At 68.4% G+C, this 12,355-nt stretch carries 11 protein-coding genes and 1 tRNA gene; 4 read left to right on the forward strand and 8 right to left on the reverse strand.

Annotated elements, in window-relative coordinates:
• The first annotated feature begins 35 nt into the window (after positions 1-35).
• Positions 36-1,082 carry a hypothetical protein gene (locus ACZ5LB_RS05330; protein WP_464605111.1) on the forward strand — a complete coding sequence of 349 codons (1,047 nt, stop codon included), beginning with the start codon at positions 36-38 and terminating at the stop codon, positions 1,080-1,082.
• A gap of 17 nt (positions 1,083-1,099) precedes the next feature.
• On the opposite strand, the gene ACZ5LB_RS05335 is transcribed toward ACZ5LB_RS05330, so the two are convergent.
• A tRNA-Ile gene (locus ACZ5LB_RS05335) sits at positions 1,100-1,175 on the reverse strand.
• A 257-nt stretch (positions 1,176-1,432) separates the two neighbouring features.
• Between ACZ5LB_RS05335 and ACZ5LB_RS05340 the strand changes: the two genes are divergently transcribed.
• From ACZ5LB_RS05340 to ACZ5LB_RS05350, 3 genes are all read left to right on the forward strand, one after another.
• On the forward strand, positions 1,433-2,614 hold the full coding sequence (locus ACZ5LB_RS05340) for an IPT/TIG domain-containing protein (protein WP_464605112.1): 1,182 nt from the start codon (positions 1,433-1,435) through the stop codon (positions 2,612-2,614).
• Positions 2,615-2,646: 32 nt separating this feature from the next.
• On the forward strand, positions 2,647-3,954 hold the full coding sequence (locus tag ACZ5LB_RS05345) for an IPT/TIG domain-containing protein (RefSeq protein WP_464605114.1): 1,308 nt from the start codon (positions 2,647-2,649) through the stop codon (positions 3,952-3,954).
• A 274-nt stretch (positions 3,955-4,228) separates the two neighbouring features.
• Positions 4,229-5,350, forward strand: coding sequence for a hypothetical protein (locus ACZ5LB_RS05350; protein ID WP_464605116.1), 1,122 nt, complete (start codon positions 4,229-4,231; stop codon positions 5,348-5,350).
• 4 nt (positions 5,351-5,354) lie between these two features.
• Here ACZ5LB_RS05350 and ACZ5LB_RS05355 read toward each other — a convergent pair whose 3' ends face one another.
• From ACZ5LB_RS05355 to ACZ5LB_RS05385, 7 genes are read right to left on the reverse strand one after another with little or no spacing between them, the layout of a single operon-like run.
• Entirely contained in the window at positions 5,355-6,050 is a 696-nt protein-coding gene (locus ACZ5LB_RS05355) for a response regulator (protein ID WP_464605118.1), read from the reverse strand.
• Positions 6,047-7,525, reverse strand: a complete 1,479-nt coding sequence (locus ACZ5LB_RS05360; protein ID WP_464605120.1) for an ATP-binding protein — start codon at positions 7,523-7,525, stop codon at positions 6,047-6,049. Before ACZ5LB_RS05360 ends, ACZ5LB_RS05355 begins: the two co-directional genes overlap by 4 nt.
• 1 nt (position 7,526) lies before the next feature.
• On the reverse strand, positions 7,527-7,703 hold the full coding sequence (locus tag ACZ5LB_RS05365; RefSeq protein ID WP_464605121.1) for a hypothetical protein: 177 nt from the start codon (positions 7,701-7,703) through the stop codon (positions 7,527-7,529).
• Positions 7,703-8,272 (reverse strand): potassium-transporting ATPase subunit KdpC, encoded by a 570-nt coding sequence (gene kdpC / locus ACZ5LB_RS05370; RefSeq protein WP_464605123.1) that lies wholly within the window; start codon positions 8,270-8,272, stop codon positions 7,703-7,705. The genes ACZ5LB_RS05365 and kdpC overlap by 1 nt, the downstream gene beginning before the upstream one ends.
• Before the next feature lie 8 nt (positions 8,273-8,280).
• Entirely contained in the window at positions 8,281-10,380 is a 2,100-nt protein-coding gene (kdpB, locus tag ACZ5LB_RS05375) for a potassium-transporting ATPase subunit KdpB (RefSeq protein WP_464605125.1), read from the reverse strand.
• 9 nt (positions 10,381-10,389) lie between these two features.
• On the reverse strand, positions 10,390-12,141 hold the full coding sequence (kdpA, locus tag ACZ5LB_RS05380) for a potassium-transporting ATPase subunit KdpA (protein ID WP_464605126.1): 1,752 nt from the start codon (positions 12,139-12,141) through the stop codon (positions 10,390-10,392).
• Complete coding sequence (locus ACZ5LB_RS05385; protein WP_464605128.1) at positions 12,138-12,230, reverse strand: potassium-transporting ATPase subunit F; 93 nt, start codon at positions 12,228-12,230, stop codon at positions 12,138-12,140. Before ACZ5LB_RS05385 ends, kdpA begins: the two co-directional genes overlap by 4 nt.
• Positions 12,231-12,355 lie beyond the last annotated feature (125 nt).

Consider the following 12,355-nt stretch of genomic DNA (forward strand, 5'->3'; position numbering starts at 1 on the left):
TCCCCGATTGGGAATACCCCGGGGAGCCCGGCCTCGTGGCGGAGATCCAGGGGTCCCGCCTTTTCCTTTGCCGGGGCCGGCGTTACGGCTTCCTGGACCTGGGCCGTGCCGGGGAGGTGGACCTGACGAAGGGTGTGAGGACCGTCCCCTTGCCCTCCGCCGGCTTCAGTCCCTACCTGTCGGGGTTGAAGTTCAGGCAGGGCGCCTTCTTCCGGAAGTCGGGCAGGACCCTCCTGCGACGGGATCCGGAGACGGGCCTGTGGATTCGTTATTTCAAGTCCGACCGTGCCTTTTCCCAGTTCGAGATCCTGGCGGACGGGAAGATCGCCCTGATCTGCCCCAACGAACGGCCCTCCGGGGATTGGCCGCCATCGGCCCAGTACCTGGAGATGCTGGGATCGGGCGCCAATGACCGGATTCCCCTCCTGGAGATCTTCCACCCCCGGAACCCGGCGAAGGCCGAAAGGCGCATCCCCTATCCGCCGGGGTTCTCGCGAAGCCTTGCAACTGTGAACAGCTATCCGCTGATCGATCGAACAGCAGCCCTGGGGGATAAGCTATTGTTGACAAGCTCCCAGACAGGCCAGGTTTTCCAGTTCAATACCGCCACCGGGGCCCTTCACGCCGTGAATGTTCCCTGGCCAAGGCTCGACGACGATTTCATCGCCCGACTGGACCAGTCCAGCCGCCAACCCGGAAAGCCGTTTGGTGAAGTCCTGGTTTCCCAGTTCTCGTTCCCCCTGAAGCTCCATTGGTACCCCCAGAACGCCAGGGAGATCCTTGTGGCGGCGGTCATGAATTCGATGCCCGAGCCCGGCCACAGCCTCCAGCGGGATGCCGAGGCCATGCGGTCCGGCAACCGCTTCGCCAGCCTCGCCCATGAGTTCACACCCGAGGAGCGGGAACGCCGGGCGTGGCTGCGGTACTACCGGTATGACCCGGGCAGCCGGACCTTCACACCGCTGAAGGACCCCAGGCTTGACCGCCTGCGGCTGAATCTAAACGACCATTGGCTGGCCCTTTCCGGGAAGGCGATTCCCCTGGTGTCGCTGGGGCTGGATGTCGATACCCAAGCCCGGTAGGCACTTGCATTTATGTCTGGTGGCCCCACAGGGATTCGAACCCTGGACCAAGCGGTTATGAGCCGCCAGCTCTGACCGCTGAGCTATAGGGCCGTTCCGATTCTAGCCCGACCGGGGAGGAATCCACAAACCCAGGACTGGAGGCGTTCAAGGGATCTGCCATGGGAAATCCAACCCCGGGAATTTCCAGGGCCTGGTTGAAACGTCTGCCGGGGGTAGAGCATTAATGAATCATGGCACATCCTCTCCCCCTCCTCGCCCTTTCTGTCGCTTCCATCCTGGCCCTCGGGTGCAAGGGTGGCGGTGGTTCCTCTTCCAGACCCGTGGCCCCGGTTGACCCGAGACCGGAAGTGACGCCGGCCGCTCCGTCCATCACGGACGTGTCCCCCGAGTCGGGTAGGCCCGGGGACCCGGTCCTGATCCGGGGAACCCACTTCGAGGGCCCCCTCCGGGTCGAGATCGGGGGCGTGGCGGCCGCCGTCGTCGGGACCGGCGAAGGTCAGGTCACGGTGACGGTTCCGGACCAGGCGAGGACCGGCCGCGTCATCGTCTACGCAAAGGGCGGACGCGTGGCGTCCAGGGCGGATTTCCAGGTCAACCTCAAGCCCTTCGATCCGCGGGTGGACGTGGTGCCCTTCAGTTTCGCCCAGGTGGAGCATTGGCCGGGACTGGGCAACACGGGTACATCCTGCTTCATCAATTCGGCCATCAAACTGCTGGCCGCCATCCGCGAGGTGGACCCCGCGCTGGCCGACCACACCGGTGACGATGCGGCCCTGGCGGAGGTCCGCCGGCAACTCCGGTTCACGCTCAACTTCATCCGCCTGGGCGACAAGCGCCCCGCGGACGCCCAGGACCCGATGCGCGGGCTGATCGATTCGTTCCAGCACCACCCGACCCTGGCTCCTTTCGCGGCCGCAGCGGGGAACGGCGGCACGGACACTTCGGAATTCCTGGGTGCCCTCCTCCAGGCGCTGGGGGTGGACACGTCATTCAGGATTGGCGTGAGGGTGAAGTTCACCAAGACCGGGGGCACCCCCACCTACTCGGACGATGCGTTCACCCTTCGGGTGACCGAGTCGAAAACGGACGATGGGAAGCAATACCAGGGCCCGAAAACCCTGGAAAGCTACGTTCATTACGTCACCCGGAACGCCTCGGCAAGCGATTCGAAATTCACCTATTTCGATTACCCGGTCAAGGTCCCGGCCCTTTCGATCATCAACGTTCGGCACGACGAAACCGCTCTTGGGCTGGCCTTCTCGCCCCTCGTGCGCATTCCCGTCTACCAGGTGGACGAGACCCACCACAGCGCCAGGATCCTTCAGGAGGCGACCCTCCACCCGATCGCCGCCTCGATCACGAAGGGCGGGCACGCTTACTCGGTGATCCTGGGCCCCGGCGGGTTCTGGATCAACGATGACGCGAAAAAGCCCTACATGGATCCGCAGTTCGCGATCGACGGAGACCTGGCAAAAACCAGGAACCTCGTGACAGGCATGACCATCATGGTCTTTCGCAGGGACTCCTGAACCTTTTGCATGGGTCACGACATAAATTAGACATGAAACAAGTCCTCCCCCTCCTCGCCCTTTCTGTGGCCTCCCTCCTCGCCTTCGGGTGCAAGGGGAGCGGCGATCCCTCCTCCAGGTCCGCGATTCCGGCCCCGGTTCAGCCGGGACCGGACGGCACCCCGGCCGCTCCGACCATTTCGGACGTCTCGCCCGAATCGGGAAGGCCCGGGGACCCGGTCCTGATCCGGGGAACCCACTTCGTGGGCTCCCTCCGGGTCGAGATCGGAGGCGTGGCGGCGGCCGTCGTGGCGACCCGGGACGGGCAGATCACCGTGACGGTTCCGGACCACGCGCGGACGGGGCGCGTCATCCTCTACGCCAAAGGCGGCCGCGTGGCTTCCAGGGCGGATTTCCAGGTGAATCCCAAGCCCTTCGATCCGCTGGTGGACGTGGTGCCCTTCAGCTTCGCCCAGGTGGAGCATTGGCCGGGGCTGGTCAACACCGGGGGCTCCTGCTTCCTCAATACTTCGATCAAGCTGCTGGCTGCCATCCGCGAACTGGACCCCGCGCTGGCCGACCACCCCGGCGACGACGCGGCCCTGGCGGGGGTCCGCCGGCAGCTGCGGCTCACGATCAACCACATCCGCCTGGGCGACAGGCGCCCGGCGGGCGTCCAGGACCCGATGCGCGCGCTCATCGATGCATTCGGGCATCATCCGCTTCTTGCCAAGCACGTTGCCGGCACCCAGGGCGGCGGCGGAAACGACCTGCTTTCCCTGCAAGACATCCTCAAGACGCTCGGATTGGACGACTCGTTCAAAATTGCCTGCCGGAAGAAATGGATGGCGGAAGGAAAGCCACCCGTGTACCAGAACATGCCGCTCGGCCTGATCCTTTCCTCGAACAGGCGGATTTCAGGGTTCGACCCCCAGGGCCCGCAGACGCTGGCAACCTACCTCGATCATGTCACCCGGAACCCCGGGGACCCCGGGGGTGGATCCTCCTGGTTCCACTATCCGGTCAAGGTCCCGGACACCGCCCTCCTCACGGTGTTGAACATGAAGCCCAGGCGGGACCTGGCCTTCTCGACCTCGGTGCGCATTCCCGTCTACCAGGTCGACGAGACCCGCCACGAAGCGAAGGTCCTCCAGGAGGTGACCCTCCGGCCCGTCGCCGTGTCGCTCCTGCGGGGGGAGGGACACGTGGTTGCCGCCATCCTGGGCCCCGGCGGGTTCTATGTGAACGATGACGCGAAAAAGCCATACCTTGAAGAACAATTCATGAATGACGACACCCCGGACCGGACCCAGAAACTCGGTACGGACCTGGGGGTCATCCTCCTTCGCAGGGAACCCTGACGGCCATGCCGGGATTTCTTCCGCCTCGGGAATGAAACGTCCGCGTCGGCCGTTGCATTAATAAGACATGAAGCAACGGCTCCCCCTCCTCGCCCTTTCTGTCGCCTCCCTCCTCGCCCTCGGGTGCAAGGGCGGCGGCGACGCCTCCACCAGGCCCGCGACACCGGCCCCTGCTCCGGCCCCTGCCCCGTCCCCGGTCCAGCCGGAACCGGATGAAACACCGGCTGCTCCTTCCATCACGGACGTGTCGCCCGAATCGGGCCGGCCCGGGGATGTGGTCCTGATCAAGGGAACCCACTTCGCGGGCCCGCTCCGGGTGGAGATCGGCGGCGTTTCGGCCGCCCTCGTGGCGACCGGGGACCGCAAGATCACCGTGACGGTTCCAGAACAGGCGAAGACCGGACAGGTCGTCGTGTACGCCAAGGGGGGGCGCGTGGTATCCAGCGCGGTCTTCCAGGTCAGCCTCAAACCCTTCGACCCGCTGGTTGACGTGGCGCCGTTCAACATCGACCAGGTGGAGCACTGGCCGGGGCTGACCAACGCCGGGGCCTCCTGCTTCCTCAATACGGCCATCAAGCTGCTGGCCACGATCCGGGAGGTGGACCCCACGCTGGTCGACCATCCCGGGGACGACGCGGTCATGGCCGGGGTCCGCCGGCAGCTCCGCTTCACCCTCAACCACATCCGCCTGGGCGACAAGCGCCCCGCGGACGCCCCCGACCCGATGCGCGCCCTGATCGACGCGTTCCGGCACCACCCGAAGCTGGCGGAATTCGCGACGGCCTCCCAGGGCACGGGCGGATACGAGATCGACACCCTGAAGGGCATCCTCAAGGTGCTCGGGTTGGACCATTCGTTCGATATCAAGCTGCGGGTGAGGTACCTCAAGAACGGGACCCCCTTGAACTACAAGGACCATCGGTTCGACCTGACCCTGTCCCCGTCGAAGAAAGCCGTTGGCTTCGACTTCCAGGGCCCGAAGACCCTGGATGCCTTCGTCAGCCACATCACCCGGAATCCCGGAGGCACCGACCAGGAGCTCTCCTGGTTCAACTACCCGGTCCAGGTTCCGAATACTTCCATCATCAGCATCACGCACATGACGCCCAGGCTGGACCTGGCCTTCACGAGCTACCTGCACATTCCCATCTACAAGGTGGACGAGACCCTCCATAACGCCAGGATCGTAAAGCAGGCGCTCCTCCACCCCGTCGCGGCCTCGATGTGGAAGGGAGGGCACGTGTACGCCGTCATCCTGGGTCGCGGGGGATTCTACGTGAACGACGACGCCAAGAAGCCCCAACTGGAGGACCGGTTCCTCAAGGACGGCATCCTTGCCGAGACCCAGAACCTGGTGAACGAGATGGGCGTCATCATCTACCGCCGGGACTCCTGACGGCTCAGCCCTTCAGGCGGTAGCCCACGCCCGGCTCCGTGAGCAGGAGCCGCGGCCGGGCGGGATCGGGCTCCAGCTTCTTCCGCAGGTTGGCCATGTAGACCCGGAGGTACGTGGGCTGGGCCGAGGCCACGCCGCCCCACACCTCGTGGAGCAGCTGGCGGTGGGTGAGGACCTTGCCGGCGTGCCGAGCCAGGACGGCCAGAAGCGCGAACTCGTTGGGGGAGAGGTGCACCTCGACGCCGTCCACGGTGACCTCGCGGCTGGGGAAGTCCACCCGGAGGGGGCCCAGTTCGACCACCGGCTCCGGGGCGGCGCCCGCGGCCTCGGCGGCGTGGCGCAGGGCCACGCGGATCCGCGCGAGCAGCTCGCCCGAGCCGAAGGGCTTGGTGAGGTAGTCGTCGGCCCCGACGTCCAGGGCCTGGATCTTGTCCTCCTCCTTGCCCCGGGCGCTGACGATGATGATGGGCACCCGGCTCCAGCCGCGCAGCTCGCGGGCCAGGTCCAGGCCGTCCATGTCGGGCAGGCCCAGGTCCAGGAGCACCACGTCGGGGTTCAGGCGCGCGGCCATGCCTCTGCCTTCGGCCCCGGTGGCGGCCTCCTCCACCCGGTAGCCGAAGGACTGCAGGGTGGCCCGCAGGTAGCGCCTTAGGGGGGGCTCGTCTTCGATGACGAGGATGAGGGGATGGTCGGCGGTCATGGGCAGTCGTCCAGGGTGGGAGGCCGGCCCTCCAGGGGCAGGGTGACTACGGCGCGGGTGCCCCCCCGGGGCGTGCTCCGGGCGGTGATGGAGCCGCCGTGGGCCTGCACGATGCCCCGGCAGATGGCCAGGCCCAGGCCGGCCCCCGGGGCCGAGGCCGAGCGGCTTCCCCGGTACAGCTTCTCGAAGATCCGTTCCTCCTCGCCGGGTTCCAGGCCGGGGCCGTGGTCGGTGAGCGTCAGGGTCGCCGTGTCCCCGTCGGTCCAGCATTCGAGTTCCAGGGGGGAGCCGGGGGGGCTGAACTTGAGGGCGTTGTCCAGGAGGTTCACGAGCACCTGCTCCATGAGCACCGGATCCAGGGGGATCCAGGCGTCCCGCAGGTCCAGGGACACTTCGCGGCCCTCCAGTTGGCCCTCCAGGCGATTCAATGCCGAGCCCACGATCTCCTCCGCCGGAACCCATTCCTTGCGCACCTGCACCTGGCCCGTCTCCAGCCGGGTGAGGTCCAGGAGGTTGTCCACGAGCTTCTCCAGGCGCCGGGACTCCTGGTGGATGGTGGCCAGCAGCATGCGCCGGTCCCCGGCGGTGGCCTCCGGGCCGGGGTCCAGCAGAGTGCTGGAAGCGCCGGTGATGGTGCCCAGCGGCGTGCGCAGGTCGTGGGAGATGGAGCTGAGGAGGATGCTGCGAAGGTGCTCCTGCTCCGCGCGGATGCGGGCCTCGGCCCGCTCCGACACCAGGCGCGCCCGTCCCAGGGCCAGGGACACCTGGGCCGCCATCCCCTCCAGCAGGTCGCGCCCGGCGGCGGCGGGGGGGAAAACGGCCAGGACGCCCTCGGCGAGGCGGGGGCTGCCCATGGGCAGGAACAGGGCCCGCGCGCCCGGGAGGTTGGGGGTGCCGGCGCCCGAGGCCTGGCGGTTGGCCAGGGCCCACTGGGCCACGCCCAGCTCGTCCGCGTTCAGCCCCGCCCGCGGCAGGAGCGCGCCATCCGGGCCCGGGAGGAGGATCAGCACCCGCACCCCCAGTTCCTGGCCCAGGTAGGCCTCCACCCGCTCCTGGATGGCCGGGGCGTCGCCCCCTTCGGCCAGGATGCCCCCCAGGCGATAGAGGGCCGTGGTGTGCCGTTCCCGCTCCCCGGCCTCCCGGGCCTGGGTGCGGATGCGCCCGGCGAGGTTCCCCACGATCCAGCCCACGCCCAGCATCATGCCGAAGGTGCCCAGGTACCGCGTGTCGTGCACCGAGAAAGTGTAGAAGGGCCGGATGAAGAAGTAGTCCAGGCAGCCCACACACAGGGCCGTGGCCAGGAAGGCCGGGCCCTTCTCGAACCGGGTGGCCACCACGGTGATGCACAGCATGTAGAGCACCACCAGGTCCGCCAGTTGCAGGTAGCGGTTCACGACGAAGCCCGCCGCGGTGGTGGCGGCCACCGCGGCCGCCGCGGCGAACCACGTCCATCGGGGCGTTCCGGGTGGAGTCATCTCAGTCCTGCGTCACGAACCAGCTCAGGATCCAGCATACGAGGGGCAGCCACGCGAAGACAGGGAGAAGCCACAGGCTCCGGTCCCGCGTTCCGGGGAGGGAACGCCGCTCCTGCATCCAGGTCCGGGTTCCCGCCGTTCCGACGGCCAGCGCCAGGGGAAGGAGGAGGGCCGCCATCACGGCCTCGCCTCCTCCAGGGCGAGGTTCACCGCCAGCACATCCACCCGGGGTTCCCCCACCAGGCCCAGGAAGCGTCCCGACGTGGCCCGGGCCACAAGGGCTCTCACCTCGGCCTCGGGCAGCCCCCGGACCCGGGCCACGCGCCGCACCTGGTACTCTGCGGCGGCGGGGCTGATGTGGGGATCCAGGCCGCTCCCCGAGGCCGTGACCAGGTCCACGGGCACCGGCGCCCCGTTGCCGGGGTCGGCCCGGAGCAGCGCCTGGATGCGCCGCTGCGCCGCATCCTTCAGGGCCGGGTTGGACGGTGCGAGGTTGGAACCGGCGGAATGGGCCGCGTCGGTGGGAAAGGCCGCCGCCGACAGGCGGCCCCAGAAGAAGGCGGGGTCCTCGGTGTGCTGGCCCAGGAGGCGGCTTCCCAGCACCCGGCCGTCCTTGACGACGAGGCTGCCCCGGGCCTGGAAGGGGAACGCGGCCTGGCCGATCCCGGTGAGGGCGAGGGGGTAGGCCAGGCCGGTGAGAAGGATCAGGGATCCGGTGACGACGAGGGCGGGGCGGAGGATGGACATGGCGGACCTCAGACCAGACGGGCTGCGACGAGCGCGAGATCGATGAGCTTGATGCCGAAGAAGGGCGCCACGAGGCCGCCGGCGCCGTACACCAGGAGGTTGCGCCGGAGCACGGCGGCCGCGCCCAGGGGACGGTAGGCCACGCCCCGCAGGGCCAGGGGGATCAGCACGACGATGACCAGGGCGTTGAAGATCACCGCCGAGAGGATGGCGCTGCCGGGGCTGTGGAGCCCCATGACGTTGAGGATCCCCAGCCGGGGGTAGGTGACGGCGAAGGCGGCGGGGATGATGGCGAAGTACTTGGCCACGTCGTTGGCGATGCTGAAGGTGGCCAGGGAGCCCCGGGTCATGAGCATCTGCTTGCCGATGCGCACGATCTCGATGAGCTTGGTGGGGTTGGAGTCCAGGTCCACCATGTTTCCGGCCTCCTTGGCGGCCTGGGTTCCGGTGTTCATGGCCACGGCCACGTCGGCCTGGGCCAGGGCCGGCGCGTCGTTGGTGCCGTCGCCGGTCATGGCCACCAGGCGCCCCCCGGCCTGGTAGTCGCGGATGAGCTTGAGCTTGGCCTCGGGGGTGGCCTGGGCCAGGAAGTCGTCCACCCCGGCCTCGGCGGCGATGGCCGCGGCGGTGAGGGGGTTGTCGCCGGTGATCATGACGGTGCGGATGCCCATCCCCCGCAGCTCGGCGAAGCGTTCCCGGATGCCGCCCTTGACGATGTCCTTGAGGTGGACGACCCCCAGGGCGCGGGCCCGGGCGCCTTCGGCCTCGGCCACCAGGAGCGGCGTTCCGCCCGCGCGGGCGATGCGGTCCACCTCGGCGCGCAGGGATTCGGGGAACCCGCCTCCGGATTCCAGGACCCAGGCCTCGATGGCGCCCGCGGCCCCCTTGCGGATCTCCCGGCCTTCCAGCACCACGCCGCTCATGCGGGTCTGGGCGGAAAAGGGGATGAACCGCGCGGCCAGGGCGTGGATGTCGCGCTCCCGCAGGCCGTGCAGCTCCTTGGCCAGCACCACGATGCTGCGGCCCTCCGGGGTCTCGTCGGCGAGGCTGCTCAGCTGCGCGGCGTCGGCCAGCGCCTGGGCGTCGACGCCTTCGGCGGGCACGAACGCCACGGCCTGGCGGTTGCCCAAGGTGATGGTGCCGGTCTTGTCCAGGAGCAGCACGTCCACGTCGCCCGCGGCTTCCACCGCGCGGCCCGAGGTGGCGATGACGTTGGCCTGCACCATGCGGTCCATGCCGGCGATGCCGATGGCGCTGAGCAGCCCGCCGATGGTGGTGGGGATCAGGCACACCAGAAGGGCCACGAGGACCGTGAGGGCCACGGGGCTGCCCTGTCCCGCGGCCTTGACGCTGTATACCGAATAGGGCAACAGCGTGGCGGTGGCCAGCAGGAAGATGAGGGTCAGCGCGGCCAGAAGGATGTCCAGGGCGATCTCGTTGGGAGTCTTCCTGCGCTTTGCGCCCTCCACCATTGCGATCATGCGGTCCAGGAACGTGTCGCCGGGATTGGAGGCGATGCGCACCACCAGCCAGTCCGAAAGCACCTGGGTGCCGCCGGTGACGGCGGAGCGGTCTCCGCCTGATTCGCGGATCACGGGGGCCGATTCGCCGGTGATGGCCGCCTCGTTCACCGAGGCCACGCCCTCGATCACCTCGCCGTCGCCGGGGATCGTGTCGCCCGCCTCCACCAGCACGGCCATGCCGACGCGCAGGAAGGACGCCCCCACGCTCTCCCAGGGGGCGCCGTACTTCGGCTCCTTGAGCAGCTTGGCGGTGACGTCGCGCTTGGCCTTGCGCAGGCTGTCGGCCTGGGCCTTGCCCCGGCCTTCGGCCATGGCCTCGGCGAAGTTGGCGAAGAGCAGGGTGAACCAGAGCCAGAGGGAGATGGCCAGGATGAACCCGGCCGGGGCGTCCCCCCTGCCCTGGAAGGCCTGGACCCAGAGCGCGAGGGTGAAGGCGCTGCCCACCCACACGGTGAACATCACGGGGTTCTTGAGCTGGTGGACGGGGTTGAGTTTGGCGAAGGCGGCCAGGGCCGCGTGTTTGACGATGGCAGGTTCGAACAGCGGTCTGGGCTGGAGTTCCCCGAAGGAAGTGGAGGTGCGCATGGGTATCACCTAGAGCAGGGAAAGGTGCTCGGCGACGGGGCCGAGCGCCAGGGCGGGGATGAAGGTCAGGGCGCCGACCAGGAGCACCACGGCCACCAGGAGGGCCACGAAGAGCGGCGTGTGGGTGGGCAGGGTCCCAGCCCCCGGCGGGGTGCGCTTCTTCTTCGCCAGGGAGCCGGCCACGGCCAGCACGGGCAGGATGGTGCCGTACCGGCCCAGGAGCATGGCGATGCCCGTGGCCAGGTTGAAGAAGTTCGTGTTGGCGTTGAGTCCCCCGAAGGCGCTGCCGTTGTTGTTGGAGGCGCTGCTGAAGGCGTAGAGGGCCTGGCTGAAGCCGTGGGGACCGGGGTTCGACAGGCTGGCCACGGCCGCGGGGAGGGTGACCGCCAGGGCCGTGCACACCAGCACCGAGGCGGCGGGGATGAGGATCACCAGGGAGGCCATCTTGGTCTCGAAGGCCTCGATCTTCTTGCCCAGGTACTCCGGGGTCCGGCCCACCATGAGCCCGGCGATGAACACCGCGATGATCGCGAAGATGAGCATGGTGTATAGCCCGGAGCCCACACCGCCGAAGGCCACCTCGCCCAGGTCCATGAGGAGGATGGGAACCATGCCCCCCAGGGCCGTGAACGAGTCGTGCATGCCGTTGACCGCCCCGCAGGAAGTGGCCGTCGTGGCCGTGGCGAACAGCGTGGAGCCGGTGATGCCGAAGCGCACCTCCTTGCCCTCCATGTTTCCGCCGGACTGCTCAAGGCCCGGCGTTGCAACGGCGGCCTGCGCCACGGGCAGGGAGCGGAAGGCGGCGTTCCCCTTCTGCTCGGCCAGGTGCAGGGCGCCCAGGGCCACCACGAAGATCACCGTCATGGCCGAGAGGATGGCCCAGCCCTGGCGCCGGTCCCGCACCATGCGCCCGAAGGCGTGGCAGAGGCCGGCGGGGATGAGCAGGATGGCCAGCACCTGGGCCAGGCTCGTGAGGGCCGTGGGATTCTCGAAGGGGTGGGCGGAGTTGGCGTTGAAGAAGCCCCCGCCGTTGGTGCCGAGGAGTTTGATGGCCTCCTGCGAGGCCACGGGGCCCACGGCGATCACCTGGTCCAGCACCGGCTTGCCGTCGGCGCCCGCCACCGGCGTAAGGAAGTGCGCCACCGGGTTCGGGCCGAGGGTCTGCACCACGCCCTGGCTGATGAGGAACAGGGCGAAGATGATGGAAAGGGGGAGAAGGATGTAGAGGGTGATGCGGGTGAGGTCCACCCAGAAGTTGCCCAGGAAGGTCGCCTTCCGGCGCCGGATGCCACGGGCGAGGGCCGCCAGCACCGCGATGCCCTTGGCGGCGGAAAGGAAATTCTGCACCGTGAGCCCCAGCATCTGGGTGAGGTGGCTCATGGTTGATTCGCCGCCGTAGGCCTGCCAGTTGGTGTTGGTGACGAAGCTCACCGCCGTGTTCAGGGCCACCCCCCAGGGCACCGCGGGCTGGTGCTGGGGGTTGAAGGGCAGCCGGTGCTGGACCAGTTGGAGCCCGAAGAGGAACAGGAGGCCCAGGAGGCTGAACACGATCACCGCCCCGGCGTACTGCTTCCAGTCCATGCGCGCGTCGGGGGCGATCCCCGCCAGGCGGTAGATGCCGCGCTCCAGCGGGCCCGCCACGGGATCCAGGAACGTGGACTCCCGGTCCAGCACCCGGCCCATGTAATCGCCCAGGGGTTTGGAGACCAGGAGGAGGATCCCCAGGAACAAGGCGAACTGGATGATGCTGTTGGCCGTCATTGGAAGCGCTCCGGAAGGAGAAGGGCGATGCCCAGGTAGATGAGAAGCCCAAGGGTCAGGGCCGCCGCGACGATCTGAATGGCTGACATGGATCCCTCCTGCACCAGCGTGCGGGAACCACCGTCAATTCGGCGTTAACGTTGCGCGGCCGCACGTTAAGATTCCGTCAAGGGAACGGCCGGCGCCGGGGCTCCCCCTCCGGCCGCGCGCGGGT

The organism is Mesoterricola sp. MK458, from assembly GCF_055384935.1.

Coding starts and splice junctions, on each gene's coding strand:
- ACZ5LB_RS05360 (WP_464605120.1), bottom strand. CDS start 7,525: ATGACTCCACCCGGAACGCCCCGATGGACGTGGTTCGCCGCGGCGGCC.
- kdpB (WP_464605125.1), bottom strand. CDS start 10,380: ATGCGCACCTCCACTTCCTTCGGGGAACTCCAGCCCAGACCGCTGTTC.
- ACZ5LB_RS05385 (WP_464605128.1), bottom strand. CDS start 12,230: ATGTCAGCCATTCAGATCGTCGCGGCGGCCCTGACCCTTGGGCTTCTC.
- kdpC (WP_464605123.1), bottom strand. CDS start 8,272: ATGTCCATCCTCCGCCCCGCCCTCGTCGTCACCGGATCCCTGATCCTT.
- ACZ5LB_RS05355 (WP_464605118.1), bottom strand. CDS start 6,050: ATGACCGCCGACCATCCCCTCATCCTCGTCATCGAAGACGAGCCCCCC.
- kdpA (WP_464605126.1), bottom strand. CDS start 12,141: ATGACGGCCAACAGCATCATCCAGTTCGCCTTGTTCCTGGGGATCCTC.
- ACZ5LB_RS05345 (WP_464605114.1), top strand. CDS start 2,647: ATGAAACAAGTCCTCCCCCTCCTCGCCCTTTCTGTGGCCTCCCTCCTC.
- ACZ5LB_RS05365 (WP_464605121.1), bottom strand. CDS start 7,703: ATGGCGGCCCTCCTCCTTCCCCTGGCGCTGGCCGTCGGAACGGCGGGA.